26 protein-coding genes are annotated in these 26,258 nt (G+C 75.6%); 8 read left to right on the top strand and 18 right to left on the bottom strand.

Annotated features, from left to right (window positions below):
* The 13 genes from ACFVVU_RS14780 to ACFVVU_RS14720 all read right to left on the bottom strand — a co-directional run.
* Positions 1-1,330 (bottom strand): LysM peptidoglycan-binding domain-containing protein (locus tag ACFVVU_RS14780; RefSeq protein ID WP_387790094.1); only part of this gene is annotated, 1,330 nt, incomplete at its 3' end.
* Positions 1,330-1,806, bottom strand: a complete 477-nt coding sequence (locus ACFVVU_RS14775; protein WP_355366027.1) for a hypothetical protein — start codon at positions 1,804-1,806, stop codon at positions 1,330-1,332. The genes ACFVVU_RS14775 and ACFVVU_RS14780, both read right to left, overlap by 1 nt.
* 158 nt (positions 1,807-1,964) lie before the next feature.
* A complete protein-coding gene (locus ACFVVU_RS14770; protein ID WP_387790092.1) occupies positions 1,965-2,480 on the bottom strand; it encodes a TadE/TadG family type IV pilus assembly protein in 516 nt (171 codons plus the stop codon).
* A complete protein-coding gene (locus ACFVVU_RS14765; protein WP_380689072.1) occupies positions 2,477-2,854 on the bottom strand; it encodes a TadE/TadG family type IV pilus assembly protein in 378 nt (125 codons plus the stop codon). Before ACFVVU_RS14765 ends, ACFVVU_RS14770 begins: the two co-directional genes overlap by 4 nt.
* Before the next feature lie 41 nt (positions 2,855-2,895).
* Entirely contained in the window at positions 2,896-3,174 is a 279-nt protein-coding gene (locus tag ACFVVU_RS14760) for a hypothetical protein (protein ID WP_380689074.1), read from the bottom strand.
* Between the two features lie 63 nt (positions 3,175-3,237).
* Positions 3,238-4,116 (bottom strand): hypothetical protein, encoded by an 879-nt coding sequence (locus tag ACFVVU_RS14755; protein WP_380689076.1) that lies wholly within the window; start codon positions 4,114-4,116, stop codon positions 3,238-3,240.
* A complete protein-coding gene (locus ACFVVU_RS14750; RefSeq protein ID WP_380715054.1) occupies positions 4,113-5,153 on the bottom strand; it encodes a type II secretion system F family protein in 1,041 nt (346 codons plus the stop codon). The genes ACFVVU_RS14755 and ACFVVU_RS14750 overlap by 4 nt, the downstream gene beginning before the upstream one ends.
* Positions 5,150-6,796 (bottom strand): CpaF family protein, encoded by a 1,647-nt coding sequence (locus ACFVVU_RS14745; RefSeq protein ID WP_387790090.1) that lies wholly within the window; start codon positions 6,794-6,796, stop codon positions 5,150-5,152. Before ACFVVU_RS14745 ends, ACFVVU_RS14750 begins: the two co-directional genes overlap by 4 nt.
* Entirely contained in the window at positions 6,786-8,075 is a 1,290-nt protein-coding gene (locus ACFVVU_RS14740; protein ID WP_387790088.1) for a hypothetical protein, read from the bottom strand. The genes ACFVVU_RS14745 and ACFVVU_RS14740 overlap by 11 nt, the downstream gene beginning before the upstream one ends.
* A gap of 1 nt (position 8,076) precedes the next feature.
* Positions 8,077-9,006 carry an SAF domain-containing protein gene (locus ACFVVU_RS14735; protein WP_387790087.1) on the bottom strand — a complete coding sequence of 310 codons (930 nt, stop codon included), beginning with the start codon at positions 9,004-9,006 and terminating at the stop codon, positions 8,077-8,079.
* Positions 9,007-9,070: 64 nt separating this feature from the next.
* Positions 9,071-10,015, bottom strand: a complete 945-nt coding sequence (locus ACFVVU_RS14730) for a hypothetical protein (protein ID WP_380688130.1) — start codon at positions 10,013-10,015, stop codon at positions 9,071-9,073.
* The gene (locus tag ACFVVU_RS14725; RefSeq protein WP_387790085.1) at positions 10,009-10,488 is read right to left on the bottom strand and encodes a hypothetical protein; all 480 of its coding nucleotides are present in this window, start codon (positions 10,486-10,488) and stop codon (positions 10,009-10,011) included. The genes ACFVVU_RS14730 and ACFVVU_RS14725 overlap by 7 nt, the downstream gene beginning before the upstream one ends.
* Before the next feature lie 282 nt (positions 10,489-10,770).
* Positions 10,771-11,673 (bottom strand): hypothetical protein, encoded by a 903-nt coding sequence (locus ACFVVU_RS14720; RefSeq protein WP_387790083.1) that lies wholly within the window; start codon positions 11,671-11,673, stop codon positions 10,771-10,773.
* A 403-nt stretch (positions 11,674-12,076) separates the two neighbouring features.
* On the opposite strand from ACFVVU_RS14720, the gene ACFVVU_RS14715 reads away from it, so the two are divergent.
* From ACFVVU_RS14715 to ACFVVU_RS14705, 3 genes are all read left to right on the top strand, one after another.
* Positions 12,077-12,508, top strand: a complete 432-nt coding sequence (locus ACFVVU_RS14715) for a pyridoxamine 5'-phosphate oxidase family protein (protein WP_387790081.1) — start codon at positions 12,077-12,079, stop codon at positions 12,506-12,508.
* Positions 12,509-12,761: 253 nt separating this feature from the next.
* Entirely contained in the window at positions 12,762-13,214 is a 453-nt protein-coding gene (locus ACFVVU_RS14710) for a MaoC family dehydratase (protein WP_350564017.1), read from the top strand.
* Between the two features lie 315 nt (positions 13,215-13,529).
* Positions 13,530-14,717, top strand: a complete 1,188-nt coding sequence (locus ACFVVU_RS14705; RefSeq protein ID WP_387790117.1) for an MBL fold metallo-hydrolase — start codon at positions 13,530-13,532, stop codon at positions 14,715-14,717.
* Positions 14,718-14,742: 25 nt separating this feature from the next.
* Here ACFVVU_RS14705 and ACFVVU_RS14700 read toward each other — a convergent pair whose 3' ends face one another.
* From ACFVVU_RS14700 to ACFVVU_RS14680, 5 genes are all read right to left on the bottom strand, one after another.
* The gene (locus ACFVVU_RS14700) at positions 14,743-15,693 is read right to left on the bottom strand and encodes a DUF389 domain-containing protein (RefSeq protein WP_387790079.1); all 951 of its coding nucleotides are present in this window, start codon (positions 15,691-15,693) and stop codon (positions 14,743-14,745) included.
* A 63-nt stretch (positions 15,694-15,756) separates the two neighbouring features.
* On the bottom strand, positions 15,757-16,116 hold the full coding sequence (locus ACFVVU_RS14695; RefSeq protein ID WP_380687108.1) for a hypothetical protein: 360 nt from the start codon (positions 16,114-16,116) through the stop codon (positions 15,757-15,759).
* Positions 16,117-16,172: 56 nt separating this feature from the next.
* Entirely contained in the window at positions 16,173-16,721 is a 549-nt protein-coding gene (locus ACFVVU_RS14690; protein ID WP_387790077.1) for a TetR/AcrR family transcriptional regulator, read from the bottom strand.
* 193 nt (positions 16,722-16,914) lie between these two features.
* Positions 16,915-19,659, bottom strand: coding sequence for a DUF6493 family protein (locus tag ACFVVU_RS14685; protein WP_387790075.1), 2,745 nt, complete (start codon positions 19,657-19,659; stop codon positions 16,915-16,917).
* Positions 19,656-21,080: an SWIM zinc finger family protein gene (locus tag ACFVVU_RS14680; RefSeq protein WP_387790074.1), complete on the bottom strand. Its 1,425-nt coding sequence runs from the start codon at positions 21,078-21,080 to the stop codon at positions 19,656-19,658. The genes ACFVVU_RS14685 and ACFVVU_RS14680 overlap by 4 nt, the downstream gene beginning before the upstream one ends.
* Positions 21,081-21,227: 147 nt before the next feature.
* Here ACFVVU_RS14680 and ACFVVU_RS14675 point away from each other — a divergent pair, with 147 nt between their 5' ends.
* From ACFVVU_RS14675 to ACFVVU_RS14655, 5 genes are all read left to right on the top strand, one after another.
* The gene (locus ACFVVU_RS14675) at positions 21,228-22,136 is read left to right on the top strand and encodes an acyl-CoA thioesterase (RefSeq protein ID WP_387790072.1); all 909 of its coding nucleotides are present in this window, start codon (positions 21,228-21,230) and stop codon (positions 22,134-22,136) included.
* Between the two features lie 127 nt (positions 22,137-22,263).
* On the top strand, positions 22,264-22,917 hold the full coding sequence (locus tag ACFVVU_RS14670; protein ID WP_380686636.1) for a TetR/AcrR family transcriptional regulator: 654 nt from the start codon (positions 22,264-22,266) through the stop codon (positions 22,915-22,917).
* Between the two features lie 164 nt (positions 22,918-23,081).
* Positions 23,082-23,894 (top strand): alpha/beta fold hydrolase, encoded by an 813-nt coding sequence (locus ACFVVU_RS14665; RefSeq protein WP_387790070.1) that lies wholly within the window; start codon positions 23,082-23,084, stop codon positions 23,892-23,894.
* An 86-nt stretch (positions 23,895-23,980) separates the two neighbouring features.
* Positions 23,981-24,355 (top strand): MerR family transcriptional regulator, encoded by a 375-nt coding sequence (locus ACFVVU_RS14660; protein WP_380686640.1) that lies wholly within the window; start codon positions 23,981-23,983, stop codon positions 24,353-24,355.
* Between the two features lie 151 nt (positions 24,356-24,506).
* Positions 24,507-26,150, top strand: a complete 1,644-nt coding sequence (locus ACFVVU_RS14655; RefSeq protein WP_387790069.1) for a BCCT family transporter — start codon at positions 24,507-24,509, stop codon at positions 26,148-26,150.
* The last annotated feature ends 108 nt before the right edge of the window (positions 26,151-26,258 follow it).

Here is a 26,258-nt window from a genome sequence, read left to right as displayed (position 1 = left end):
CGGCGAGGAGCAGTTCGGCCCAGGTGGCGCGGGCGGTGGCGGCGGCGCGCTCCTGGCGGTCGCGGGTTCCGGCGGGCAGCTGGGCGGTGAGGCGCAGGGGGGCCTGGGTGCCCGGCGCGGGCGGCGGCGGGGTCGGGGCGGGCGGCGGGGCCTGCTCCGCGGTCGGCGCGGGCGCCTGGTCGGCGGCCGGCGCCGGGGCGGGAGCGGGGGTCGGGGCGGGCGTACCGGGCAGGGTGAGCACCATGCCCGGCGCCACGACGTCCGGATCGGTGAGCCGCTCGCCGTCCGGCGCCTGGGCGCCCTTGTTGGCCTCGAACAGCTGCGGCCAGGCCTCGGCGTCCCCCATCGCCCGCTCGGCGATGGCCGAGAGGCTGTCGCCCTCCTTGACGGTGACGGTGCCGCCGCCCTGGGCCGCACCGCCGGCACCGCCGGACGCACCGGTCTGCGGCGTCCCGGCCGGGGCCTGGGCCGGTGCGGGCGCGGGGGCCGGGGCCGCGTCGGGCTTGGCGTCCGCCGGCATCAGCAGCTTCCACCCGGGATGGATCGGCCGGTCCGCGTCGAACCGGGTTCCCGAATCGTCCATCGTCCGGCCGTCGTTGAGCTTGGCGATCTCCGTCCACCGCTCCCCGGAGCCCAGTTGGCGCTCGGCGATGGACCAGAGGCTGTCGGCGGGCCGGCTGTCGCGCACCGTGTAGCTCGCCTGCGCGTCGGCGGCGGGCGCGATCGACGGCGCGTCCTGCGCGGCCGTCAGCGCGGCGCGCTGCACACCGGCGGTCACCTGGGCCGTCGCGGCGGTGGCCGACGGCACGTGCTCGGCGGTGGCCGCGAAGGCCCCGCCGGCCACCGGCAGCAGGGCGATCACCGCGCCGACCAGACCGGCCGCGGCCCGCTGGCTCCAGCCGAAGGCCGGGATCCGCCGGGCCACCCGGCCGCGCAGCTGCGCCGGGATCTCCAGCAGCACGGAGAGCGCGAAGCAGGCCCAGCCGATCCAGCCGACCACGACCAGCAGCCACAGGAACAGCCGCCCGTCGTCGGGGCTGGTCAGCAGCGAGCCGACGCCGTCGGGGGCGATCGGGCCCATGTCGGCCACCGCCCCGGTGCCGTACAGCAGCAGCGCGGGGACGCCGACGAGCAGGCCGAGCAGGGTGATCAGGGCCGCGAGCGCGGCGAGCACGGCGCCGCCCCGGCCGCGCCCGCCGCCGCCCCGGCCACCGCCGCCCGCCCGATGGGACGGCCGCGACGCCGGCCGCCGGCCGGACGCGGGGGTGGTGGGCACACCCCGGGCCGGACGCCCGGCACGGGTCTGGTCCTTGACGCGTGGCGCGGCCATCAGTCGGTCTCCGCTTCCTTGACTCCGTGGACGAGGGTGGCTCTCCCCTTGCCCGTGACCTTCCGCTTCGCGAGCTCGCCCAGCATGACGGGGCGGAACTCGGCCTGCACCGTGATCTCGACGGTGGCGCCGCCGTCCAGGAAATCCACCTTGGAGGTGCTCAGGCCGTACAGCTTGAGGTAGCCGTTGGCCGCCTCCTCGACGTACGCCCGCTTCACCTTGTACCCCTGGCCCTGCAACAGGGCCGCCTCGTCGAGCTGTTGACCACCCACCCGGGCGGCCTCCTGGGCGTAGCCGTCCACCTGCTCCGCCAGCCGCAGCTTGCCGCCGGCGTCGATGACCAGCGCGATGACCAGCACCACGTAGCCCGCGCACATGGCGACGAAGATCGACAGCGCGCCCCGGTCGTCACGCCCGCCGAGCGGCCCGCCGAGCCGGGCGCGGCGGAACCGCCGCACCGCGCGTCCGCGTGCCATGGCGTTCCCTCCCCACCGGTCCGTCCGCCCTCCCCCGGGCGCCCTCCGCATGCGTCTCCCCCGCCCGACGGCTCCCCAACCCCCGTCCGGCCCGCTCGTGCTCACGACCCCGTCACCACCCGACCCACGACCTGACACATCTCCACCCCGTCCACGCCTCACTGGCCCCGGTACCGGTCGACCACCGAGACGAACCAGCCGGTGAGCGTCTTCGTCAGCGGCACGTCCGGCCCGCCGATCAGATCGCCCAGGCCGACCTCGCACCGCACCGTCACCTCGACCGTCGCCAAGGTCGCCCCGTGGCTGACCAGTTCACCGTGCCGGACCTCCACCTTGCTGGTCCGGCAGTGCACGCCCTGCTGCTCCATGGCGTGCTCGGCGGCGGCCTTCGCCGCGCCGTCCATCCCGTCGACGCTGCGCGCCAGCGACGCCGTCCGGGCGGCGGAGCGCGCCGCCGCCTCCACCGTGCCGCCGGCGGTCTGCACCCGGCCCGCCGCGACCGCGACCAGGATCAGCGCGACCACGGCGGGCGCGATGATCGCCGCTTCGACGGCGGTGCTCCCGCCGTCGCTCCGGCGCGCCGCCCGGGTGGGGCGGCGGACGGTGAACCGCCGCACCCACCCGGCCGGCCGCCCTGCCGAGCGCGCGGCCCGGTACCGCACCCGGGCGCTCACGGCTTCCCCTCCGTCGGCGGGACGAAGCGCTCGCGCGGCGCCTCGGCGAACTGGGTCACGGTCGGAGGAGTGATGAACGGCACGATCACCGGCGCCTTCACCTCCACGGTGACCCGGATCAGCACCGGCGAACTGCCGTCCGTGACGACCCGGTGGTCCGTGTCCCCCTGCCGGTCGAGGAAGTCCCCGGCCTGCCGACGCGCGGCCTCGTTCTTCTGCTCGTCGGTCCGGTTCCCCTGGATCCGCCCGGCGTCCACGCCCTCGCGGGCGGCGCTCAGCGCGAGCTGGCGGTGGTACCACCACAGCCCGGTCTGGGCGACGGCCAGGACCAGGATCAGGACGACCGGGAAGACGATGGCCAGACTCAGGCTCATCGACCCTCGGTCGGAACGGCGGAGGCGACGGCGGAGGATCATCAGGTGGCCGCACCACCGTGCGGGTAGTTCGGGTTCTCCTCGACCTTCTTGACGACGTTGTCCTTCAGGTTGACCAGCGCGACCGTCACCAGGCCCGCGATGAACACCAGGGCGATGACGGCCAGCGCGAGCTCGATGCTGATCGCGCCCTTGTCACCGCGCGCCCGGGCGGCCTTGGCACGGCCCATCCGGAAGTGGAACAGCATCAGGGCGAACTGGAACGGCAGCAGCATGGTGCCCGCCAATCGTCCGGCCAGTGACTTGAGGTGATGGTTCATCGGGTTCTCCCAGGGTGAGGTGTGGTGACGGAGGCGCTGACCTCCGCGACGGGACGGGACGGTTCAGTTGAGCATCTTGTAGAGCGCGGGGAAGATGATCAGAAGGGTCATCAGCAGGGTCAGGGCGGAGCCCGGCGCGACCATCCGCTCGCTGTCGGCGTTGGCCCTGGCGAGGTCCTCGGCCATCAGCTCGCCGCGCAGGCCCTTGGCGCGGGCCCGCAGCGTGTCGTAGACGGCGGCCCCGTCGGTGCCCGAGATCCGCATGATGTCGGCCAGGTCCTGGAGCGGGGTGAGGCCCAGTTCCACGGCCAGCGTGTCCAGTCCGGCCCACGGCGGCAGCCGGTCGGTGGCGGCCCGGTCCAGCGCGTCGCGGATCCGGCGGAACACCGCGCCCCGCCCGACCGCGGCGGCCCGGCGCAGCGCCTCGGCCGGGCCGAGGTCGGCGGCCCGTTCCATCGCGACCAGTTCCAGGTAGGCGGCGATGCCGTGCAGGTACTCGACCCGCGCCTCCTTGGCCTCGCCGCGCACGATCGCGTCCGGGACGAACCAGAGCATCGCGGCCAGCAGCGGCCCGACCAGCAGCGGCAGCGCGAACGGCAGGCTCAGGTCCATCAGCAGGGCCGCCACCACCAGGTACGGCGGCAGCACCAGCCCGAGCAGGGCGAACAGCAGCTTGTGCGCCATGAACCGGGCCGGGGTACGGCCGATCAGGGCGAGTTCCCGCTCGGGTACGCGCACCCAGCGCAGGCCGATCGAGCGCTCGCCGATCCGGTCGAACCAGCGCGGCCGCTCGTCAGGGTCGACCGGGCGCTCGGCCGGGGTGCGGTGCAGCCGGTCCAGCGCCTGGCCCAGGTCGGGCGGCGCGGGCCGGAGTTCGGCGATCAGCATGGCGACGCCGCCGGCCGCCACGGCACCGGCCAGTACGGACCACGGGGAGATCATCGCGCCTCCCCGAACAGTCGCACGCCGCCGTCGGCCCCGGTCACCGCGCCGGGCTCGGAGCCCGTGCCCGCGCCGTCCGCGCCGAGGGCGGCCGGGCCGCCCTCGGCGCGGCGGCGCAGCAGCCGCCGGTCGGTCCGGCTGCGCCGGTCCGCCTCCAGCAGCCGCGGCACCGGCGGGTACGAGGCCAGCGCCCGCATCCAGGCGATCACCCCGACGAACAGCGCGCAGACGATGCCGAGCACGATCTGCCCGAGCACGGTGCTGTACGGGCGGGTGTACTCGGTGTTGAACGAGCCCACCACCACGACCAGCAGGATGATGCCGACCAGCCAGCGGATGGTGGTGCGGTGCTTGGCCCGGTCGGCCTCGATGGTGCGCCGCTGGCGGACCTCCTCGCGCACCGACTCGGCCATGTCGGCCAGCGCCCGGGCCAGACCCGGTCCGCTGTCCCCGGCCCGCAGCAGCAGCGCGGCGAGCACCTTGTCGGCGGTGGCGTCGGCCATCGCGTCGGCGAACAGGCGCAGCGCCTCCTCCGGCCGCCAGCGGGCCTGCAGCCGGGCGGCCAGCTCGCCGACCTCGGCCTCGATCGCGGCGGGCGCGGTGCGCCGGCTGGTGACGATCGCCTGGTTGAGGCCGACGCCGAGCAGCAGCACGTCGGCGATCCGCTGGGTCCACTCGGAGAGCGCCTCCAGCCGCTCGATCCGGTCGGTGTCCGAGCGGGTGGCGTCGAACAGCCAGGGCAGCCCGAACACCGCCAGCGGCACCAGCAGCACGCTCAGCGGGATGCCGGTGAACAGCCAGCCGAGCGGCGCCCCGATCAGCGCGATCGGCAGCTGGATGCGGCGGATCCGGGCGACCCGGTGCGAGGCGGTGCCGGGCGCTCCGTACCAGAACACGTGCAGCCGGGAGGCCAGCGGGTTGAGCTCCGCCGCCTCCTCCGCCCCCTCCTCGGCCGGCTCGCCGCCGCGTGCCCAGAGCACCAGGACGACCAGGCCGGCCGCGAGGGCCAGTCCGCAGAGCACGAAGAGCGGCATCATCGGGCCCCACCGCCGATCCGCAGGTGCAGCGGGGCGGCCCAGGCGCCGTACCGGGAGCCGAGCAGCGCGGCGTCGAAGCCGGCCCGGCGCAGGTCGTCCAGGCACTGCGGCGGGGTGTGCGGGACGGCGCGCGGCTCGCCGAGGTCGGGGCGCGGCCCGAACACGGTGTTCAGCGCCGGCCGGCCGCTCTCGCCGAGGCCGGCGACCTCCAGGACGTGCGAGACGAAGCGGTGCCGGCGGCCGCCGACGGCCGTCTCGTCGACCATCGCCACGTGCACGATGAGGTCGACCGCGTTGGCGGTGAGCCGGTAGGCGAGCGCGTCGGTCATGTGCGAGCCGTACTCCAGGCAGAGTTCCGCGATGCGGTCGACGACCATGTGCGGGCCGCGCGCGTGCAGGGTGCACATCGAACCGCCCTCGCCGTTGGTCATGACACGCAGCATGGGGACGACCTCGCCGGAGCGGACCTCGCCGACGATGATCCGCGAGAGCGTCATCCGCAGCGCGGCCGGGATGAGGTCGCCGATGGTCAGTTCGCCCGCCGAACGCCCGTCCACCCGTTCGCCGTTGCCCTCACGGGCCTCCATCGGGACGACCTGGCGCAGGTGGCCGAGGGTGTGCAGCCAGAGCTCGAACTCCGACTCCAGGGTGCCGATCCGCTCGTCCGGCGGGATCTCGGCCGCCATCGCGCGCAGCAGGCTGGTCTTGCCGACGCCCTGGGTGCCGGTGATCATCACGTTCTTGCGGGCCCGGATGGCCGAGGCCAGGAACTCGGCCAGGGTGGTGTCCAGGGTGCCGAGCCGGACCATCTCGGGCAGCGTCGCCGAGGCCACCCGGTGCCGGCGGATCGCCACGTACGGGCGGGGGGTGACCTCGGTGAGCGCCTGGAGGCGCATGCCGCCCTCCAGGCGCAGGGCGAGGGTCGGGCTGGCGGTGGACAGGGTGCGCTCGCCGCCGCCGTGCTGGCGGGCGAGGTCCTGGAGCAGCTCGACGAGTTCGGCGTCGCTGTCGGCGACCGGCGGGACCTGGCGCAGCGGCTGGTGCACCCGGGAGATCCAGACGTCGTCGCAGCCGTTGATCAGGATGTTCTCGATCTCCGGGTCGTCGAGGTAGGGCTGGAGCCGCCCGGCCCGGAACAGCAGGTCGAAGACGGCCTCGGCGAGCGCGCGGTCCTGGTCCCGGGTCGGCGGGATGCCGTGGGTCTGCGCGTAGGCGTCGGACCAGCGGGCGACGGCCTCCTCGATCAGCGCGCGGCCGCGCTGGCGGCGGGTGGCGCGGTCCGGCTCGGTGCCGGAACCGGCGGTCAGCCGGGTGATCTGCTGGTGCAGTTCGGCGGCCACCTGGCGCTTGATCTCGCGCGCGACCTGCGGGTCGACGGCCGCCCGGGTGCCGGCGCCGCGCAGGTCGAGCGAGGGCAGCTGGGAGGGGACGGCGGTGGGGCCCTGGGGCTGTGCCTGGGTCTGTGCCTGGGTCTGGGCCTGTACGTGGGCCGCGGCGGCCTGCGGCTGCGGCTGTGCCGGTGGCTGGCCGGACGGGGTGACCCGGCCGGGTGTCAGCGGTTGGACCGGGCCGGGCAGCGGCGTCGTCCAGGGCAGCGCCGCAGGGTCGGTGGCGGGCTGCTGGTGCAGCGGGCTACCGCGCACGGAGCACCTCCCCGTCGACGGGCTCGTGGTGGTGGGGCTGGGCCGCCGGGGACGGCTGCTGTCCCGGGTACGCCTGCGCGTTCGGGTACGGCTGCGGGCCCGGGTGCGCGTTCGGGTACGGCTGGGCGGCGGCGTCCGCGCCCGGGTGCGGCGGCGCGCCGTGCCCGGGGAACGGCGCCGGGGCGGCCGGCTGCGGCGCCAGGCCGGCGAGCGGCGCCACCGGCCCGGTGGTGATCACCGGCGGCACCGGGCCGTAGGGCTGCTGCTGCGGCTGTTGGTGCTGCGGCTGCGGCTGTTGCTGTGGCTGATGCTGCGGCTGCGGCTGGGGCTGGTACTGGTACGACGGCCCGGACGGCGCCGCGGGCTGCGTCGGCCCGACCGGCCCGACCGGCCCCGGGTGGGCGTAGTCGTACCCGGCGGCGGCCGGGACGGCCGGTCCCGGCGCCGGGGCCGGCGGCGTCGCCGTGAGCTGGGCGGGCTGCGCCTGGGCGGGCGCGAGCCGCTGCCGCCGCCGGCGGACCGTCAACTGGATCTCGTCCGCCGCCGAACGTGCCGTCCGCATCAGCTCCGAGCGGATGAACCGCCGGTCGGTGACGTCCCCGCCGTCCGACAGCACCCGGGCCGTGCGCTGCGCGTGCGGCAGCGTCCCCAGCACCGGCAGCCCGAGCTCCCGGGACACCTCGGCCCCCGAGTACGGCCCCTCGGTGATCAGCAGCAGGCCCAGCGCGTCCGAGCCGGTGCCCGCCGTGGCGAGGTCCTCGGCCAGCGCGGCCAGCCGGGGCCGGACGGCGCTCAGCCCGCGCAGGGTGGTGCGCACCGTGGCGGCGACCACGTCCGCCCGGCGGGCCAGCACCGCGCTGGTGCCGCTCGCGCCGGAGCGGCCGAGGTCGAGGATCACGTCGTAGCCCTGCGGCTCCAGCCCGCGCAGCACCTCCACCAGCGGCTCCCAGGTGTAGGCGAGGCCGGGGGCCTGGACCGGGTCGGTGAGGCCGGGCAGCAGCAGGCGCTCGGCGTTGCCGTCCGGCGAGATGTCGATCAGTTGCTCCCAGAGGGCCTGGGCGAGCAGCCCGCGCCGGTCGGCCACCGCGAGGTTGCGCAGCCCGTAGACCGCCTCGACCCGGCCCTCCAGGGCACCGGCCAGGACGGCACCGCCGTCCGGGTCGCACTCGACGAGCAGGATGCGGCGGCCGGGCTGCAGCGGCCAGGCCAGCAGCAGCGCCAGCGCCGTCGTGGTCGCGCCGGGTGCCCCCGGAGCGCCGACCACCGCGATGACGGCCATGTCAGTTCCCACCCGCCCCGGTCGGGGCACCGGCCGCCGGCGTCGCGGGACGGCCGGCGGCGGGGACCCCGGAGGCCGGGGCACCGGCGGCGGCGGCCGACGGCGTACCGGCGGCCGGGGCGCCGGAGGCCGCGGCCCCGGTGGCCGGTGCGCCCGTTGCCGGTGTGCCCGTGGCGGGAGCGCCCGCCGAAGGAGCGCCGGCCGCGGGAGCCGGCGCGCCGGCCGCCGCACGCGGCGCCACCACCACCTGGATCCGCCCGGTGGCCACCCACGCGGCGAGCTTGCCGGCGTCCGCCTGGTCGACCACGGCGTCGAAGACCTGGCTGCCGTCGGTGTCCACCCGGCCCACGGTGTAGACGGTGGCGGCCAGCGTCTCGGCCCGCGAGCCGTCCGGGGTGTAGACGATGATCACCGGCTGGCCCGACTGGAGCCGGGTGGCCGGCAGCTGGGTGCGCCGGGCCGAGACGCCGACCAGCAGCTGCCCGGGGTTGAGGACGAGCGACTGCGCTAGGTCGGACTTGGTCAGCAGCCCGCCCCGGTGGAGGTCGGTGGTGGCCCGCATCCCGATCGCCTTGGTCCGGTCGGCGGCGTCCAGCGGCTTGAGTGCCGGATCGCTCGCGATCCGGACGACCACCAGGTCGGACTCGCTCAGCACCTGCCCCCACGGCACGTCGCGGGCGAGCGCCAGCACCGCGACCCGCTGACCGGTGCTGTTGTACAGCACCGCGCCGCCGAGCCCGCCGGCCGCTATCAGCGCCACCGCCATCGCCAGCACGGCGGGGCGCCGGCGCCGCGCGCCGAGCGTCCGCCCGGGCGTGCGCGGCGCCCCGCGCCGCTGCTCCGGCACGGCCGCCGGGGCGGTCGCGGCGGTGGCCGCGGTCGCCGTGGCGGACGCGCCGGGGCCGGGCGTGGCAACTGTACGGTTCTCCACCGGGCTTCGGCCTTCCTCGGATCGTTCGTCGGGGTGTGTTGTGCGTGCCGCCGTGTCCGGCGGGCTAGTTGAGGACCTGGACCTCGGCGACCCGGTAGCTGACGTTCCGCACGTAGACCCGGATCTCGATCGGATTGATCTTCGTACCGTCGGACACCGTCACGTCGTTCATCCACACGACCTCGACGTCGCCGGTGAACAGGCCGTTCTTCTTGGTGCCCGAACCGGTCTTGAAGACGTGGCCGCAGGTGGGCGACGGGCCGGCTCCGTACTTGACGTCGTACGGGGTGCCGACCGCGGCGGCGCCCTTGCAGGTCACGCTGGTCCCGTCGCCGAGGTCCCACTTCACCGAGGCCACCCGGGGGGTGACCGTCACCGTGAGGCTGCCGGCATGGAGCGGTTCCGTGGCCGGCTTCTTCGGGTCCGCCAGCCAGAGCCAGACGTTCCCGCCCACCACCGGGTCCTTCTTGGGGGCGACCCCCAGCTCCGGAGGTTTGAACTCCAGCCTGTCCTTGACGTACGCGGCGGCCATCGCCTTCGGGTCCGGCGGCGCGGGCACGGGCGCCTGGGCGAGGAACCTCGCGGCGGGCGCACCGATCGTGCCGTCGGCGAAGCGGCAGGTCACGTTGTAGACCGCCCCGTCCTCGGGCTTGTGGTTCTCCCAGCGCGCGTCCCCGGCCTCGGGCTGCGGGTTGAGGAGCCGGTAGTAGCAGCCGTCGCCGGCGCTGAACCAGCCCAGCTCCGGGTCGCTGCAGGCGAAGACCTGGTCGTTCCAGCTGCAGAGCTGCGGCCCCGAGGCGCCGCCGCCTCCCCCTCCTCCGCCGCCGCCCGAAGGAGGCGGGGTGCTGCCGCCGTGGCCGCCACCCGTGCAGATGACGGTGATCTCGCAGTGGGTGGCGCCCCCCGTGTCCGCGGGGGTGGGATCGGCCGCCGCAGGACCCGCCGGCGCCAGGAGCAATCCGGCGAACAGCGGCGTGCCGATGACCAATCGCCGTACCGGTTTCAGCATGTGCGTCCCACCTCCCGCTTGAACTCGTTGATCAGCCAGCGCGTCTGGAACAGTCGCAGGGAAACGGTCGCCACGTACCGGTTGAGCCGGTCGGGCGGATCCTTCACCGCGAGCGTGACGGCGTCCGCCTGGTGCCACCCGGACACGTCCAGGCAGTCCTCGATCACGGCGGTGTTCGGATCTGCGGTCAGGTCGACGGACTTCACCACCGCGGAAGTCCGCGGTTCACCCGTCATCACGAGTTTGGCTTCGTGCAACTGACGGAGATTCACCAGAGCCTCGGTCAGCGCCTTCCCGGAGGCGAAGGTGCCGAATCCGGAGCCGTCCGAGTCGGCCTGTCCGAACGCCTCCGCCTGAGCCCGCCACCAGTCCTGATAGGTACTCAGAGCGGATCTGGCGGCGGCCCCTTCAGGGCCGTCGGTCGGCGCGTTCCCGACGTTTGCGGAACCACCCGAAGGAGGGAGCGCGCTCACCCCCGCCACCGTGGGCGCATTCGTCCCCAGACGATCGGTGGAACCATCGGCCCCGCTGCTCGCACAACCGCCCAGCAGCAACGCCAGAACCAGCCCTCCGGCCCCAACGGCCCCAGGGCGCAACACAATTCCGCGCTGCCGCATCGCCCCACCTCGTCGCAGCCGACCCCGGGTGTGGACCGGGGCCGCCAGAAGAATTCCGCCGTACCGCCGGTGTTCCCCCGCGGGGATCGATTCTTCGCCAAACCGGGCCTTCACGGCAACACCTGAGGCCTCCTGACCTTACGCGGAAGGCGGATCCGTCGGCGCACTTTCCCGCCACAGAAGGGCCAACAGTTCCTCGGAAAGCGACAATCCGGCCAATGCCCCCCGAACCGCCGCCCGATTGCGCATCAGAAGGCGCCCGCCCTCCGGCGGTACGAGCAGGCGCACACCCGGCGCGTCGGGCTGGTTCGACGGCGCACCGGCGCCACCCGCGTCGTGCGGGGCGCCGCCGTCGAGCAGCGCGCCGACGGCCGGCTGCAGTTCGTGCGGTCCGACCGCCGCGGGCGCTCCCGGCACGCCCTGGCGCAGCACCGTGGTGAGCGACCGGCTGAACGAGCCGGGGCCGCCCGGCAGGACGGCGTCCCGGCCGCGCCGGCCCGGGGTGTAGCGGCCGGGCGCGTGCCGGCCGATCCGGCCCCAGAGCGGGACGCGCGAGTAGCTGAGCAGTTCGCCCGCGCCGTCCTCGCCGCCGCCGCGCTCCAGCGCCGCCCAGGTGTCCTTGTCCGCCACCGCGTCGACCAGCAGCAGCGCCTCCTCCTGGTCGCCGTGCACCATCGCGCTGACCACCCAGTCCCAGGCCAGCCCGCGCCGGTAGGCGTTGTCGGCGGTGGAGCCCGCCGTGACCAGGGCGAGCCGGCGCCCGCGCGGGTCGGCCACCAACTGGCCCACCAGGCAGACCAGCAGCCAGCGGCCCGGACGGGCGGCGGCCTCCCGGACGGCGGTGAGCATGGTGTTGGCGTCCGCGCCGGGGTCGACGACCGCGACCCGGCTGCCGGCCGCGCCGGCGTCGAAGCACATCCCCGGCAGCACATCGGCCAGTGCGCGGGCGCCCTCGGCCGCCTGCGCGGACCCGCCGAACGCGCGGTCCGGCCCGCCGTCCGCCCCGATGACCACCAGATCGAAGCCGCTAACCACCCGCACCGCCCCCTCCTGCCCGGCCCCGGTCTTCCGGGGCCGCCGAACCGTTCCGCCATCCGCCGCGCCGTCCGCAGCGTCGTTCGCTCCGGCCCTGCCCCGCGCGCCGTCCGGCCTTCTCGGGCGGCGCCGTTCAGTTCCCGGCACGCCCGGCGTGCCCCGGTGCCACCGCCGGGCAGGCTACCGTCCCGCGCCGTCGCCGTCGGGCCCTCCGGCGGCGTTCCGGGGCCGGGTCCCACGTCCGGCCGCCGTCCGGCCGCCGTCCGATCGGCTTCCGGCCGCTCCCCGGGGCCCTCCCGCGCGGTCCTCCGCGACCCCTCCGCCGGTGCCCAGGGACGGCCGCAAGGCCCTGTCGCACAGGGACCATGGGCCCTGTCGGAGCGCGCCCGGACGCGGGACCATCGGACCCATGGACCGTGACGATCCCCTGGAGGAGCTCGGCGCGGACACGTGCCTGCGCCTGCTCAGCACCGTGCCCGTCGGACGCGTGGTGTACACCGAGCACGCGCTGCCGGCCGTACTGCCGGTCTCCTTCGAGGTCGCGCCGGACGGGCGCCTGTTGCTGGCCGTGCGCCGGGGCAGTGCGACCGCGCGCGGCCTGGACGGCACCGTGGTCGCCTTCCAGGCCGACCAGGTGGACCCGGTCACCCGGACCGGCTGGAGCGTGCTGGTGCACGGCCGGGCGGACGTCCTGCGCGACCCGGAGCTGGTCAGCCGCGCCCTGCGCTCGGGTCTGCGGCCCTGGGTCGGCGATCCGGACCCGATGTTCGTCTCACTGGTGCCCGAGCTGATCAGCGGCCGCCGGCTGACCGCGGCCGGCCGCCCCGTCCCGCACTCCTGAGCCACGCGTCCGGTCCCCGCGCCCGGGCCCGGCTCCTGGACCGCGCACCCGGACGGCGCTCCCCGACGGCGCTCCCGAACCGTACGCGTGAACCCCGCCGGCCGCCCCGGGGAACGCCGGTTCGAGGACCGTCGGCCGTTCCCGGGCCGTTCCGGGGAAGCCCCTGACAGGTGACCGACGAGTAGGCATACTCTGCGGAGTTCGCAGCAGCACCCGCACCGCCGACCGTCCCGCCTGCCCCAGGAGTGCCCCCGTGACGACCTTCGCCTCCCTCGCCGAGCTGACCGCCGCCGTCGGCACCGAGCTGGGCACCAGCCGGTGGCACACCGTCGAACAGGCCCGGATCGACCTGTTCGCCGAGGCGACCGGCGACCACCAGTGGATCCACGTCGACCCGCAGCGGGCGAAGGAGAGCCAGTTCGGCTCGACCATCGCGCACGGCTACCTCACGATGTCGATGATCCCGGTGCTGGCCAAGGAGTGCTACGGCGTCGAGGGCGTGCGGATGGCCCTCAACTACGGATCGGAGAAGGTCCGCTTCCCCGCCCCGCTGCCGGTCGGCACCGCGATCCGGGCGAAGGCCGAGCTGGTCTCCGCCACCGAGGTGCCCGGGGGCGTGCAGGCGGTGGTCCGGTTCACCATCACCAGCGCGGAGAGCGCCAAGCCGCACTGCGTCGCGGAGACGATCACCCGTTTCTACGCCTGATCACGGGGGAAGGCCCCTGGTCGGCGGAGGGCGGCCGCCGCTCGCCGGGTCCGGAGAGCCGACCGCGAGTAATCTCCGACGAGATGGTCGTCGTACCGAACCGGCGTTCTGGTCGGCACGGTCCGCGCCCCGGCATGCCAGGTATCCGTTGCCGTCCTTGGAGGTGCCGTGCCCCGCCCAGCCGCCGCCCCCCGCCCAGCCGCCCCGTGGTACTCCCGCGCCCTCGGCGTGACCTCGACCCTGGCCTCCGCGGCGACGTCCGCCGCGGCCTCGGCCGCGGCCTCGGCGACCTCCGCCCTGGGCGCGTCCGCCGAGCTGGCCGGACTGCCCCGGGCGGCCTGGCACCGGGTCCGGACGGACGCCTTCGGCGCCGAGCCGCGCGGTGAACGGCTGGCCCGGATCCGCCGCTCGCCCCAGTTCACCGACGGCGCCTTCCGCAACCCGGTACCGACCCGCCGGCTGGTCTCCACGCGCAGCCCGCTGGAGATCGCCCGCGCCCAGCTGGCGGCTGACCGCACCCGGCGCACGCCCGCCGGCGCCGTGCCGCTGCACCGGCTGCTCCCGGCCGACCTCGCCGAACCGCCCGCCTCCGGCCTGCGGCTCACCTGGCTCGGGCACGCCACGGTGCTCGCCGAGATCGGCGGCCGACGGGTGCTGTTCGACCCGGTCTGGGGCGAGCGCTGTTCCCCGTTCTCCTGGACCGGCCCCAAACGCCTCCACCCGGTGCCGCTGCCGCTCGCCGAACTCGGCCCGGTCGACGTGGTGGTCGTCTCCCACGACCACTACGACCACCTCGACATGGCCACCGTCCGGGCCCTGATCGGCACCGGCGCGGCCTTCGCCGTCCCGCTCGGCGTCGGGGCGCACCTGGAGCACTGGGGGGTGCCGGCCGAGCGGATCGTCGAGCTCGACTGGTGGGAGTCGGCCGATGTGGCCGGCCTCACCCTGACCGCCACGCCCGCCCGCCACTACTGCAGCCGCGGCCCGCGCACCAGCCCGCTCTTCCTGTGGGCGTCCTGGGTGGTGGCCGGGGGCGGGCGCACCGTCTTCCACAGCGGGGACACCGGCTACTTCGCCGGTTTCACCGAGATCGGCCGCCGGCTCGGCCCGTTCGACGCGACGATGATGCAGGTCGGCGCCTACAGCGACTTCTGGCCCGACGTCCACATGACGCCCGAGGAGGGCGTACGGGCCCACCTCGACCTGCGCGGCGACGTGCTGCTGCCGATCCACTGGTGCACCTTCAACCTCGCCCCGCACCCGTGGGAGGAGCCCGCCGAACGGGTGGTCGCCGCCGCGCGGGCGCAGGGCGCGCGGCCGGCGGTGCCGCGTCCCGGCAAGCCCTTCGAGCCGGCCGAGCCGCCCGCGCTGCGGCGCTGGTGGCGGGCGGTGGCCGCGCCGCCCCGGGAGGGCGCGGCGCTGGTGGTGCCGGACGGCCCGACCGGCGCGGCCGACGGGTCGCGGCCCCGGGCGGCGGCCGAGGGCGACGGCGTGCCGGTCTGAGCGGGCCGCGCCCTCGCGCTGCCGTTCAGGCGGATCCGCGGTCCGCGGCGGCCTGGCGGCGGATGCGCCGCCAGGCGCCCTGCTGCACCAGCAGCGTGAGCACCCCGGCCAGCACGATCCCCGCCATGTTCAGCAGCAGCTGGAGGCTGGAGCCCCAGAACTGCCGGAAGTCCCCGTACCCGAGGGCGACCGCCGCGTTGGCGGCGGCGGGCACCGTCGTCACCGAGATCGCCACGCCGACCAGCATGCCCGCCTTGGACGAGGTCAGGGAGAGCAGACCGGCGATGCCCGCGAGGAAGGCCACCACGAACGAGGTGGCATCGGGCTGCCAGATGAACGAGGTGTTGGGCCGCGCCCCGTCGAACCTCCCCTGGCTGAACAGCCCCAGGCCGTCCATCAGCAGCGAGAACGCCACGGTCAGCGCCATCGCCACCGCGAAACCGGCGACCAGCGCGTTCAGCGAGCGCAGCGCCGGGCGCGCGCGCCGCTGCACCAGCGCCACGCACAGCCCGGCGAGCGGCCCGAACTCGGGCCCCACCGCCATCGCCCCGACCACCAGGATCGCGCTGTCCAGCACCGCGCCGCAGGCGGCCAGCATCGTCGCCACGGTGAGGAAGGCCAGGTAGACACCGGTGAGGGTGGACTCCTCGTGGGTGATCTCGGCGACCGACTCCCACACCAGCGCGTCGGCGCCCTCGCCGGGCGCGAGCCGCTCGGCCTCGTCGGCGGCGGCCGAGAGCGTCAGCCCGACCTCCTGGACGTCGATCGCGCCCCGCTCGGTCAGCCCCGTCGCCCGCAGCCCCGCCAGCACCTCGTCCGCCGACTCGCGGGCCACGTCGCAGAGCACCACGTCCCCGGCGGGCCGGACGGCCGCGTCGGGCAGCAGGACCACATGGGTCACGCCGACGCAGTCGTCCAGGCAGGTCAGCACGGTGTCGCGCAGGTCGACGGGGACGATCAGACGCAGGTGCAGCACGGGTGCTCCGGACGGGCGAGGCGGTGGGGGGTTCCGCTCACCCTAGACGGACGGACCGCCCCGTCAGGCGGCGGGCCGCTTGGCGTGCTCGACGAGGTCGACGGTGGCGCGCGGGTCGTCGACCTCCACGATCAGCCGGCTGTAGCGCTCGTCGGCGAGTTCTATCACCACGGCCTTGGCGGGGTTCTTGACGTCCCAGAAGACCCACTCGCCGCCCGAGCGGAAGGTGCCGGCGGTGATCAGCCCCGGGAAGTGGGTGCCGCCGACCTTGATCCCCTTGGGCTCCCGGAGGATCCCGGGGTCGACGGTCGCGCCCCGGACGTTGGCGAGCGGGATCTCGATGCGGCTGCGGATCGCCCAGAGCCGGTCGAGGCCCTCGATCTCGACGACGAGGTTCTGGTCGGTGGTGCTGACACGGGCCATGGAACTGTTTCCTCCCACTGATGGATGATCTGCTTCTGATCGGCGCCGGCCGAAGGTCAGCCGACGCGTTCGGCGAAGGCCAGGACCGCGTCGGGGGACGGTCCGGCGAGGCCGGCACGGGCCCGCAGCCGCAGGCCGAGGACGGTCGCGGCGAGCACCCCGGCGGTGGAGGCCGGGGTGCCGGTGGAGGTGCCGGCGGGGGTGCCGGCGGCCCGCTCGACCGCGTCGTCGAGCGCGGCCAGCCCCTCGCCGACCAGCGCGCCGACCTCCGGATCGCTCCCGGCCCGCTCCACGGCGGCCGACAGCAGCAGCCCGGCGGCCGGCCCGCCGTCGAACGCGGCCACCGCCTGCGCCAGCAGCGCACCGAGCCCGTCCGCCTCCCGCAGCGCCGCCGCGAGCGGCAGCACCTCCTCGTCGAGGTGCCGGCGCAGCGCGGCGAGGTACAGCCCTCGCTTGCTCCCGAACACCTTGTAGAGGCTCCCCCGGTGCACCCCGAGCCCGGTGACGAGATCGTCCACCGAGGTCCCTTCGTACCCGCGGACGGCGAACAACTCCGCCGCCGCCCGCACAGCCTGTTCCTCGTCGAAGGCGCGTGGTCTTCCCATGCCGAGGACTCTACGAGTTTGAGAACGTCCGGTCAAGAACGACCGTTCTCAAACTCGTCCCGCTGCGGTGTCGGGGGGAGGCGGCGGTATTGGTGGTGCGTCAGGAGCGCAGATGCCGCCGGTGGGCGAACGGGCGAGCAGTGGGCCGGCGGCGAAGCCGGGCGCGAGCAGGCGCCGACGGAGCGCAAGCGGGTCAGGGGGTGGCGAGGAGGTCGCGGAGGGTGCGGGACTCCTTCACGAGGCGGCTGGTGCCGGGGCGGGCGGCGGTGGCGGTGACCTCGGGGATCGGGCCGCGGGCGGCGCTGCGGCGGGCGGTGTCGGCGGCGAGGGCGAGGAGGTCCGCTGCACCGCGCGGCGGCTCGCCGCCGAGCAGGGACGGCAGGGCGGCGGCCAGCACGGACCAGACGGTGGCGTGGGCGCCGGTGTCGGCGGCGGCGGTCAGGGCCTGGGCGAGACGGTTGGGCTTCACGGTGCCGAGCGTCACCAGTTCGCCCAGTTCACGCCCGAGCAGGGCACCGTCCAGGTCGCCGCGGGCGGCCAGGACGAGCAGGGCGTCGACGGCGGCGGCGCGGTCCTCGGGGTGGCGGGCGCCCAGGCCGTAGGAGAGGGCGAGGTGGAGGGCGAGCCCGGCCGTGCCGCCGGCCTCGGCGAGCACGACCAGCATCCCGACGGTGCCGCGCCGGTCGCGGTCGGCGCAGTCGGCGAACCGGTCGAGCCAGCGGGCGGCCAGCTCCTCCCGGTGGTGCGGCAGCATCGCGGCCCAGTGCACGGTGGGCTCCCTGAGCCACTCGTCCGCCCGCCGCACCCGGGCCACACTGGGCTCGGTGCCCTCCAGCAGCACCCGGAACTCGGCGGCGAGCCGCTCGCGGGCCGGGCCGGCCGGGCCGGCGGTGCCGCGCTGGGTGACCACGATCCGCCGGAGCCCCTCCCACCAGCGGTCCCAGTAGCGCCGCTTGCGCTCGTACCCGGCGCCGGGCGCGAAGAGCACCCGCTCCGAGACCTGGACCGGCAGGCCGCCGTCGCGCAGCCAGGCGGCCGCCCACCGCCCGGCCGCCGAGGTCAGCCGGTCGGCCGCCGCCAGCACGGACGGGTCCGCCGTCGGGGCGGTCCGCAGCAGCGCGGCGCTGAGGTCCGCCGGGCCGGCCGTGACGCCCGCCGCCTCGTACCCGGCGAGGCGCTCCACCAGGACGGCCGCGGTGATCGCGCCGGTGGTGTCGGTCGGCGTGGCGAGCAGGTACGGCGGGACATCGGTGGTGACCCGCTCGGCGGCCTCGCCGATCCGGGCGGCCAGTGCGTTGCCGTACTCGGTGTTGTGCGTGCCGCGCAGCGGGTTGCGGCCCTTGCTCCGGAAGACGGAGCCGGGCCGGTGCGGGTCGGCCTTCCCGGCGACCACCACGGCGAGGAACAGCGCGTCACCCGGGCCGCAGTCCCGCCAGCGGCCGACCTCCTGCCACTGGTTCACCCGCAGCACCGGCTCCAGCGCCCGCGCGAGCGCCGCCCGGTCGCGGTGGGCGTGCCGGACCAGGCCGTCCAGGACGCGCTCGAAGACGGCGACGTCGGACCGCCGACCGGCCAGCAGCACCGCCAGCTCCTCGGCGACCTCCACCGGGTCGGCGAGGGGTTCGCCGAGCGGGGCCGGCACCGGGACCGGCGGCAGCAGTTCGGCCCAGGCGGTGTCGTCGTCCTCCGCCGCGCCGCCGACGGGTGCGCCGAACAGCTCGCCGGCCCGGGCGTGGTGGGCGGGGTTGAGCGCCTCGGCGGCGAGCAGCAGCTCCGGCAGCACGGCCTCGCCGGCGACCTTGAGCCGGCGGGCGACCAGGTTGAGCGCCCGTTCCTGGAGGGCGCTGTCGGGGTGGCCGAAGGCCCCGGCGGCGGCCAGCACCACCGGTCCCGACCGCTCGGGCGTGCGCTTCGCGGCCTGCTCCAGCCAGGAGAGCTGGGCGCGCACCAGCTTCTTCTCGCTGCGGAACAGCACCACCGCCGAGGCCTCGCCGAGCACCTCCGCTTCGATCAGCCCGGCCTCGTCCAGCCCGGTGAGCACCTGCTGGGCGTGGCCCGCCAGCGCCGAGGGCCCGTCGAGCAGCACCAGCAGGTCGCGGACCCGGGCCGCGTACTCCTGCGGGGTGGGCGCGAAGGCGGTCAGCACGGCGAGGAACGAGCGCTGGTCGGCGGTCTTTCCGCCGCGCACCAGCCGGGCGAGGCAGAGGTCGATCAGTTCCTCGCGACCGAAGTGCCCGGACTCGGCGAGTCCGGCGATGGCCGCCGGCCAGTTGTCACCCGATCGGGTGGTGTACGTGTTGTCGAGCGGCCAGGAGACGTCGTCGAGTTCGAACAGCCGGGGGAGCATCACGGGGGTGAAGGTGTCCGTCCGCAGCCGCTCCAGCAGGGTGGTGGCGGTGCCGCGCGGGCCGCGGTCCGCGCCGGCCGCCGAGCGCAGCCACTCGGTGACGAAGTCGTCGGAGGCCGGCACCGTGCAGCCGGTGCGCCGCACCACGCGCTCGATCAGCGGGTAGAGGTCCCAGCTCCAGCCGCTGCCGCGCTTGGCGGCGAGCCGGGCAACCACCTCGGTCTGCCACTCCACGGGCTGGGCCTCGACGACGTCGGCGAGGGCGGGGTGGCGGGCCCAGGAGCGGCCGGTGAAGTCCCGGGCGCCGATCCAGGTGGCGGCGCCCGCCGGACCGGGGTGGCAGCCGGCGCCGGCCACCAGCAGCGCGCCCATCCGTCGGTTGGCCTCCTTGGACCAGTCGCCGCGGCTGGTCCGGCGCAGTTCCTTGAGGGCCGGGAGGCAGGAGCGCCGCTCGGCCGGCCCGAGGGCGGTGAGCAGCCCCGGCACCTCGCCCGTCCGGCCCTCGCGGACCGCCGCCAGCAGGGCCTCCACCGCGTCCGTCGCGGCGGCCGCCGCCACCGTGTCCGCGCTCTTCGCCGTTGCGGTGCTCATCGCGCCGTCCCTTCCCGAAGTCCGTCTTCCCGAAGTCCGTCGACCGCCGCGCCCCGCGCCCGCGCCCCGCGGACCATGTCCACCGCCAGCACGTGCTTGCACGGCCCGCGCCCGCCCCGGTACTTCGCCCACCACAGGCAGGTGCAGCCGACCGCGCCGGCCGCGTCCGTCCGCACCCGCTGGACGTGGTCGTCCACCGTGACGACGGCCGTCGCGCCGCCCTCCTCCAGCCGCACCGCCGCGGCCTCGACCAGCGCCCGGGCCGCCTTCAGCCGCGGGTTGGCCGCCTCCGCGCGCCCCGCGTCGTACGGGAGCTGCCGGTGGAAGTACGCGGCCTCGGCGACGTCGTAGCCGATCTGTCCGGCGGTGCCGAGCCGGGTCAGCGCGGCCCGCACCCGGGGCGCGGTGAGCCCGGACTGCTCGGCGAGTTCGGCGATCTCGATCCGCGGCTCCCAGGCGAGCAGCGCCGCGACCAGGTCGGCGTCCTGCTCGGCGGCGCCGGTGGCGAGCGCGCCGAGCACCCCGCCCTCGCCGCTGAAGCCCCGTGAGGCGTCCGGCGAGAGGGTGAGGGTCAGCCGCATCCCGGGCAGCTCGACCTCCCAGGCGGAGGCCGCCGGGCCGCCCCCGGCGACCGGCGGGCCGTAGACCCGCAGCGCCCGGGCGTGCCGCAGCACCCGCTGCAGGGCGGCCAGCCGCTCGGGCCCGGGCAGGCAGACCGCGCCGGGCACCGGCCGGGTGGTGGGCCGCAGCGTGCGCCCGGCCGGCACCACCCACCGCGCGACACGCGCACCGGCCCGCCCGCCGCGCGGCAGCGAGCGCAGGAAGCGGACCGCCTCGACGGCGGGCAGCTCGGCGCGCAGGTCGAACCCGGCGGCGGTGACCTGGGTCTCCGCGAAGCCGCGCAGCCAGCGCTCCGGCAGCGGGACCTTCTTCTCGACGACCGGCCCGTCGAAGGTGGTGACCTCCAGGGCGTCCGGGCCGACGGCGAGGTGCAGCGGCTCGGCGGGGCCGATCCGGGTGAGCGCCTCGCGCAGCGGGTTGTTGACGTCGACGTTGGTGGTGCCGTGGCCGATCTCGTCGCCGTCCAGGCCCGCGGCGAGCACGTCGAGGCGGGCGTAGACGCCGCAGCAGCCGGAGAAGGACTCGAAGCGGAGCCGGTCGCCGTTGGCGGTGACCACCGGATCGAGCGAGGCGCGCAGCTGGGGCTGGTAGTAGCGGGCGGCGGCGACGTCGGCGACGGCGAGCAGCGCGGCGGCGGCCGGCGCGGGCTCGGCCAGGAAACCCGCGAAGAAGCGCGGATGGGCGGCCGCCCCGAGCGGGGTGGTGCCGCCGGAGGTCTCCAGGGCGAGGCGCCGGCCGGCCTCGCCGTCGAGGACGGCGGACGGGCGCAGATAGGCGTACGCGTGTGCGGATTGCGACATGCCGAGCACGTTAGGTCAGGGGACTGACAGTCGGCCTCGGAGTACCCCCAGGTCTTCGAATAGTGGAACACGTTCTAGCAAGCATGTTCGGCTCCGAGGTTGTCCAGGTCACACCGGCGCACGGCCCGCGTCTGCCAGTATGGGCCTGTGACAGAGCTGACCGAACAGGACAGACGAGCCACCGGCACGGTCGGCCCGTTCGCCGAACTGCTGCGGATCGAGCGCCTCGACGAGAACACGTTCCGTGGCTACTGCCACGCCGGTGCGCCGATGCGCGCGTTCGGCGGGCACGTCGCCGCGCAGGCCCTGGCGGCGGCCGGACGGACGATCGGGGCGGACCGCTCGGTGCACTCGCTGCACGGCTACTTCCTGACCCCGGGCGACCCGGACCGCCCCATCGAGTACCGGGTCGACCGGGTGCGCCAGGGCACCTCCTACGCCACCCGGCAGGTGACGGCGGTCCAGCGCGGCGAGGCGGTCTTCAGCCTCTCCGCCTCCTTCAAGCGCCCCGAGCCCGCCGCCGACCGGCACCGCGAGGTGCCGCGGCTGCCCGGCCCCGAGGAGCTGCCGGACGTCTTCTCGGCCTGGGACGACGAGGCCCGCGCCGCGCTGACCGAGAGCGGCTTCGGCGACCTGGAGATGCGGTTCGTCCCGCCGGACGCGCCGGGGGTGCCGCCGGCCGTGCCCGGCATGCCGCAGCAGTTCGTCTGGCTGCGCACCGGCTCGCCGCTGCCCGCCGACGACCCGCTGCTGCACGTCTGCGCGCTCGCCTACCTCTCGGACCTCACGCTCGCCTCGACGGCCGGACTGCACGTCCAGCCGAACTTCTTCCAGCGCACCGAGCCGCCCCGGCTGCTGATGACCTCGCTGGACCACGCGATGTGGTTCCACCGCCCCTTCCGGGCCGACGAATGGCTGCTGTTCGCGCAGCGCAGCCCCTCCTCCTCGGACGGCCGCGGGCTGGCGCTGGGCGAGTTCTACGACCGCGAGGGCCGGCTGGTGGCCTCCGCCGTCCAGGAGGCGCTGATCCGCGAACGCCTGGTCGCACCGCGCTGACCACGGCCGACCGGCCTTCCGCCGGTCGCCCGCCGGCCCCCTCCACCACCCGGTGGCCGGGGGGCGAACGGCGGGCGGCCGGTCGGCGTCATATTCCTGAGCGGCCCCGGCCCGTATCATGGTGCGGGTGACCAAGGTTGACCTGTCACCACGACCGGTGGAGGCGATGTCTCCGCGTCAGCTCGAACGCCGCGAAAGCCTGATCGCGACCGCGCTCGCCCTGGTGAACGAGATCGGCGTCGAACGGCTGCAGATGAAACAGGTCTGCGAGCGGTCCGGAGTCGCCCTGGGGACGGCGTACCGCTACTTCTCCTCCAAGGACCACCTGCTGGCGGCGGCGATCGCCGAATGGCACCGGCTGCTGCTGGCCGACCTGGTGGCGGAGCTGCGCGGACCGCGCGCCGGCCTGGGCGCCACGGACCGGGTGGTGCGGTTCGTCCGCGGCGGCATGCGGGCCTACCAGCGCCAGCCCGAACTGGCCCGGCTGCGGGTGGCCGTCGCCGCCTCCACCGACCCCTTCGCCAGCGAGGCCCTGCAGGGCATGGCCCGGGCCGACAGCGCGGCGCTCCGGGCGGTGATGGCCGACGAGGTGCCGGCCGCCGCGAGCGACCTGGTGCGGCACATCGTCGGCCACGCCTGGCAGGGCGAGCTGACGGCCTGGGTGACCGGCCGCACCACCCTCGGGGACGCCCGCCGGCGGCTGGAGGACGTGGTGCGGCTGGTGCTGACCCCGTACGAGACCGCCTACCCGGCCCCGTACGACGTCCCGTCCAAGGCCTGACGGCGGGCGGGTCCGCGGGCGGGTGACCGGGTGACCGGGGTCGTGGCGCTCCCCGGGCTTGACCTTGACACCGATGTGAAGTCCTACCGTGCGGAGCGGGTCGACCACGGCCCGATCCCCGCACCCCCGGACCCCCGGACCCCCGTCCGCCCAGGAGGACCCCCATGGCCACGCCCCCCGCCCCCGCGCCGCTCGCCCGGACCGTCCGGGGCACCGGCCCCGGGCTGCTGCTCGCCCACGGCGCGGGCGGCAGCGTCCACGACAACTGGGGCCCGCTGCTCGACGACCTCGCCGCCCACCGCACCGTCGTCGCCCCCGACTACCCGGGCTCCGGCGACAGCCCCGACGAGCCCGGCGCGCAGCACTCGCTCGACGAACTGGCCGACCGTCTGGTGGCCGCCGCCGACGCGGCCGGCCTCGCCGACTTCGACCTCGCCGGCTACTCGCTCGGCGCCGCCGTCGCCGTCCGGATCGCCACCCGCCACCCCGGCCGGGTCCGCTCGCTGCTGCTGCTCGCCGGGCTGGCCGGCGGCTCGCAACGGTTCCGGCTGCTCGCCGACCAGGCCGTCGCCCTCACCGCGCACCCCGCCCTGTGGGCCGACCACTCGGTGGCCACCGTCTTCGGCCGCAGCTGGGTGGACGCCCTGCCCGCCGCGCGCTTCGCCGAGCTGCGCGCCGGCCTGGCCGCCGAACCGGTCCCGGCGGGCTTCCGCTGGCAGTTCGAACTCGCCGCCCGCACCGACGTCCGGGCCGAGCTGGACCGGGTCGACGTGCCGACGCTGGTCGTATCCACCACCGAGGACGACCTGGTGCCGCCGGAGCAGCACCGGGCGCTGGCACTGGGCATCCCCGGCGCCCGGCTGACCGAGCTGACGTCGGGCCACCTGCCGATGGTGGAGCGGCTGCCCGAGCTGCGGGACCTGCTGGTCGGCTTCCTCACGGACACCGCCGCCCGATCGGCCGCCGCCGGATCCTGACGGCCCGCCGACCCGCGTGCTCGGCCTTCCCGCCCGCGGGTGCCGCCGAGGGGAACACCCTGTCGGGCGGGCGCGTTCGTCCGATCATGCGCATCGGAGAACTCGCCCGCCTCACCGGGGTGTCCACCCGTCTGCTGCGGTACTACGAGGAGCAGGGCCTGCTCGAACCCACCCGCTCGGCCGGCGGCTACCGCGAGTACGGTGAGGGCGACACCGTCCGGGTCCGCCAGATCCGCAGCCTGCTCGCGGCCGGCCTGCCCACCCGGGTGATCGCGCAGATCCTCCCCTGCGCGACCGGGCCGGTCCCCGCCCTGGAGGCCTGCCCGGATCTGCTCGGCGCCCTCCGCGGCGAACTGGCCGACCTCGACGCGCGCATCACCGAGCTGACCCGCAGCCGGCGGGCCCTGGCCGGGTACCTGGACGCCGCCGTGCCGCCGTCCCGCCCGTACGCGGCCGCCTGACGCCTGGCGCCCGCCCAGGTCGCGCCTCCCCGGCGCGCCCTGCCGCCTCTCCCGGCGAGAACTGGACATAGTGCGACATGTATCCCTATTTCAATCATGTCGTCGACACCTGCACACCGTCGGCCCGCCAGTTCGCCGCGAGAGGTACCCCATGACCAGTCAGCCGCCCGGGCCGCCGGACGAGCCCGCCGCCACCCTCCCCGTCGACCGGGTGGTGTTCGGGGTCGGCGCCGTCGCGGTGCTCGGGGTCGTCGCGTGGGGCGTCTTCGCCGAGGACTCCCTCGGCCGGACGTCCAGCACCGCCCTCGGCTGGGTCCTGCACAACTTCGGCTGGCTCTTCGTCGTCGCCGCCGACGTCTTCCTCGTCCTCACCGTCCTGCTCGCCTTCAGCCGGTTCGGCCGGATCCGGCTCGGGCGCGACGACGACGAACCGGAGTTCTCCACCACCGCCTGGGTCGCCATGATGTTCAGCGCGGGCATGGGCATCGGCCTGATGTTCTACGGCGTCGGCGAACCGCTCCAGCTGTTCGCCGCCCCGCAGCCCGGCTCCGGCCTCGAACCCGAGTCCGCGGCCGCCGCCCGGCAGGCCCTGGAGTTCTCGCTCTTCCACTGGACCCTGCACCCCTGGGCGATCTACGCGGTCGGCGGCCTCGCGCTCGCCTACACCACCTTCCGCAAGGGCCGGGGCAACCGGATCTCCGCCGCCTTCGTCCCGCTGATCGGCGAGCGCGGCGCCAACGGCTGGAAGGGCCGGGCGATCGACCTGCTCGCGGTGTTCGCGACCGTCTTCGGCTCCGCCACCAGCCTCGGCCTCGGCGCCCTCCAGGTGGCCGACGGGCTCGGCTACATCTCCGACATCGGCAACAGCGAGCGCACCCAGCTGGTGATCATCGGCGCGCTGAGCGCCGCCTTCGTGGTCTCCGCCTTCTCCGGCGTGCACCGGGGCGTCAAGTGGCTCTCCACCGCCAACGTCGTGCTGGCCTCGCTGATCATGGTCTTCGTGTTCCTCGTCGGCCCCACCGTCTTCGTGCTGGACACCATCCCCTCCACCGTCGGCGGCTACCTCTCCAACCTGACCGTGATGTCCACCCAGACCGGCGCCTTCACCGACGAGGACTGGCTCGGCACCTGGACCATCTTCTACTGGGCCTGGTGGCTCTCCTGGGCCCCGTTCGTCGGCACCTTCATCGCCCGCATCTCGCGCGGCCGCACCGTGCGGCAGTTCCTGCTCGGCGTGCTGCTGGTACCCAGCGGGGCCACCGTGATCTGGTTCTGCGTGATGGGCGGCACCGCGATCCGGCTGGACAGCACCGGCGCCGCCGACCTCGTAGCGACCATCCCGCGGGGCGCCGAGGCCTCGCTCTTCGAGATGCTGCGCGCGCTCCCGGCCGGCGCGGTGACCAGTGTGGTCGCGGTGCTGCTGGTGATGACCTTCTTCATCACCAGCGCCGACTCCGCCTCCCTCGTGCTCGGCTCGCTCTCCAGCCGCGGCTCACTGCACCCGCGCACCTGGCTGGTGGTGGTCTGGGGCGTGCTGATGGGCGGCGTCGCGGCCGCGCTGCTGCTGGCCGGCGGCCTCACCGCGCTGCAGAACGCCACCATCCTGGTCGCGCTGCCGTTCGTCGTGGTGATGCTGCTGCTGTGCGTCGCCCTGGTGAAGGAACTGCGCTCCGACCCCTCCGCCGGACCGCCCCGCTTCCACCCCGCCCACGGCCTGCGGGACGCCGTCCGGGTCGCCGTCGGCGAGGCCCTGGCCGATGTCCGACGGGGCAACCAGCGCCCCCCGACCGGGTGAAGAATCCCGGCCCCGGGGGGTCATGACCTGCGATGTTGCACATATCGCCCAAAGCGACGCCCACCTCCCATCCGGACTTCACCCGCACGTAGCGATCGTTCACACCGG

It is taken from the genome of Kitasatospora sp. NPDC057965 (genome assembly GCF_042887135.1).
GTDB lineage: Bacteria > Actinomycetota > Actinomycetes > Streptomycetales > Streptomycetaceae > Kitasatospora.
The sequence above is the reverse complement of the archived record's forward strand: the minus strand, read 5'-3'. Positions and strand labels throughout refer to the sequence as shown.